We start from the raw sequence: 2,609 nt of genomic DNA, 5'->3' as shown, positions 1-2,609 counted from the left end.
GTCCCAGACAGCTACCGTCATGCCCGTCGCCATGTCCGACCTCCCGTGGTCAGCGCCTGGGTCACCGCACCGGCAACAGCCGGTGCCGTCGCCTCGTGGCGGACGTACGCCGCGGCCGCCACCTTGTTCAGGGCCACGATGAACGCAACATGAACCCAAAGAAAAGGATAATTAAAAACGGAAACAAAAGCTGCAGACACCAAGAGCCCGACTAATGCGGCATCTAGACCCAAAGAAAAAAACACAAAAAACTCATCACCCAACGCCCTGCCCAGATTCCTTGTTTTTGCGTTAGCCATGAACGCAGAAAAAATAATACCAAACAACACCACGACCCCAGGAACCCCATACTCGCTAGCCGCATCGATATACATGCTATGTTGTAACCCATACATTTCAAGCCCTTTTTCAGGAGGATAATGCGTAGGATAATAAATTACCCAATTAGCCGGCCCAACACCAGTCCAAGGCTTGTCCATCATAATTTCAATCCCCACCCCCCAACGCAGGATCCTATTATTTGACGTTTCGTCTTCTCCAGACGCTTCAATTCGAGAAATCTGCTTCTCAGGAATAATTGCATAAGCGGCAATCGAAACCATAATCGCCAACACAACAAACCTGAACCGTTTGCGGCTCGCCAAACCAACCCATAAAACAATCGCAGCCATCCCGACGAGAGCCCCACGAGAATTCGTCGCCAAAATCGTCAAAGCTGCCGACATCGGAACCATAGCCAAGGCCGTTTGCTTCCAACGGGAGCAACGTTTCTTTAAAAAAAGAAAAAAGCAAAACGCAACAGGAAGAAATATGCACATCTCCACACCGAGATCGCCGGCGTTGTCAAACCATCCAGGTCCTCCGGAAACGCCCCAACGGTCATAGCCGAATCCCCGAGCGGCCCATGCTCGGACCCCGTGCTGCGACATCTTTAGATTCCATAGCAGGTAAAGGAGGAGGAATACGAAAAAGCGTTCACGAGTATTGACCGTGGAGACAATCAAGAAATATACGACCACCCACACCACGTGCGTTGTAACGCGCTCGCCCGACAGGGCTGGGTTATAGGCGTTCCACCAAGAGACCTGAAGGACGGCCAGGAAAGCCACAAGCCAGAAGGTCGTAGGACTGGCCACGTCGATTCGCTCGCGGGTAAGGAGGCGCGCACCGAGGGCAGCAAGGATGCTGAGCTGCGCGTAAGGCAGGATGTCGATAGCGGGGTAGATGCTCTGGGGCCGCACGTACTCAATGAACAGGTATAAACACAGCAGTGCGAACGCGGGCCCTTCGCCGGCGAGAACCCGCATGACCGCCCCAGGCTGCAACTGAATGAGGCTAGCCATCTCGCTGCGCCGCACGCGACTCATGGCGTCCACCTCATCCGTGCCGGAGCATCGTCACGGCCGGCGCGTGCGGCAAGCTGTTCGTAGAGCCCCTCGTACGCCCCGACCATCGCTTCCATGGAGAAGCGTGCATGTACGTCCGCCAGTGCCTGCCCGGCCAACGCCCGTGCGCGCTCGGGCTCGTCTGCAAGCCAGACGATCGCACCGGCGAGGGCAGCCGGGTCCCTGGGCGGAACCAGCACACCGCTCTCTCGGTCGCGGAGCGCTTCCTCCGGACCGCCGCAACGCGTCGCCACGACCGGCACTCCCGAGGCCATCGCCTCGAGTACGGCCACTGGCAACCCCTCGCTCACAGACCCCATAACAAATAGGTCCAGGCCGGCGAGGAATTCGGGTACATCAGCGCAGTGGCCGATAAATGACACCCGGTCATCGAGACCCAACGCGGCGCGCTCGGCAAGCAGCGACTCATACAGCCCGGCTCGATCCGGCTGCCCGGCGATCACCAGGCGGAACCTTGGCCCGTCGGTCCGCGCAGCCAGAATGGCAATGGCACGGAGCAATCCGCCGTAATCCTTGGCAGGGCGGATGTTGCCAAGCGCACCGATGACCACGGTGCCGTCCGCGCTATGGCCTCGCTGCCGCTTCAGAGTGGTCGCCGCAGCGTAGCGATCGACGTCCACGCCATTGGGAATCCGCATGCAACGCCCGGCGGGAATTCGGCCAGGTGCCGTCAACGAGCTACGCAGTCGCTCCGAGACGCAAACCGTGTATGGGACCGCTGCGCGGATCAACGCGAACTTCGCGCCGATGGCACGATCTTCCGGGTCAATATCCACGTCACCGTGGAACGTGGCAACAACAGGTCGACGAGTGAGCAACCCGGCGACGCTGGCGTACACGCTCGCGCCGAATAGATGGGCATGGATGACGTCGATGCGTTGCCGTCGGACCAGACGCACAAGATCCGTGAGGTAACGTAAGCTCCAGCCCCGGCGGGCGTCGCGGAGCCACTCGGGATGCAGGCCATGGGCCCGCAGGTCCTGCGCGAGCCAGCCTTCTCCAGGGATAGCGACCACCGAGCGGAACCGCGCCGGGTCCAGCCGGCGGGCCACCTCCCGGAACACCGTCTCGGCCCCACCCGGACCGGTGGTATCGATGGTGTGCAGTACACCGATCGTGGCGTTGGCCGTCATTTCGCCCCACCCCGCAGGTAGTAACGGCATTCGTGGAGAAACGGGCCCAGGTCCTCGAGGCGGTTCACGT

The 2,609-nt window shown here is 60.1% G+C and carries 2 protein-coding genes; both read right to left on the bottom strand.

Annotated elements, in window-relative coordinates:
- Window positions 1-17: 17 nt before the first annotated feature.
- Complete coding sequence (locus G7A99_RS17940; RefSeq protein WP_163142736.1) at window positions 18-1,367, bottom strand: O-antigen ligase; 1,350 nt, start codon at window positions 1,365-1,367, stop codon at window positions 18-20.
- Window positions 1,364-2,539 carry a glycosyltransferase gene (locus tag G7A99_RS17935; protein WP_163142733.1) on the bottom strand — a complete coding sequence of 392 codons (1,176 nt, stop codon included), beginning with the start codon at window positions 2,537-2,539 and terminating at the stop codon, window positions 1,364-1,366. Before G7A99_RS17935 ends, G7A99_RS17940 begins: the two co-directional genes overlap by 4 nt.
- Window positions 2,540-2,609 lie beyond the last annotated feature (70 nt).

This window comes from Arhodomonas sp. KWT (assembly GCF_010993615.1).
This window is presented reverse-complemented; position numbering and strand designations above follow the sequence as displayed.

Excerpts from the sequence above, each read along its gene's own strand:
- G7A99_RS17940 (WP_163142736.1), bottom strand. The coding sequence starts at position 1,367 with ATGAGTCGCGTGCGGCGCAGCGAGATGGCTAGCCTCATTCAGTTGCAG.
- G7A99_RS17935 (WP_163142733.1), bottom strand. The coding sequence starts at position 2,539 with ATGACGGCCAACGCCACGATCGGTGTACTGCACACCATCGATACCACC.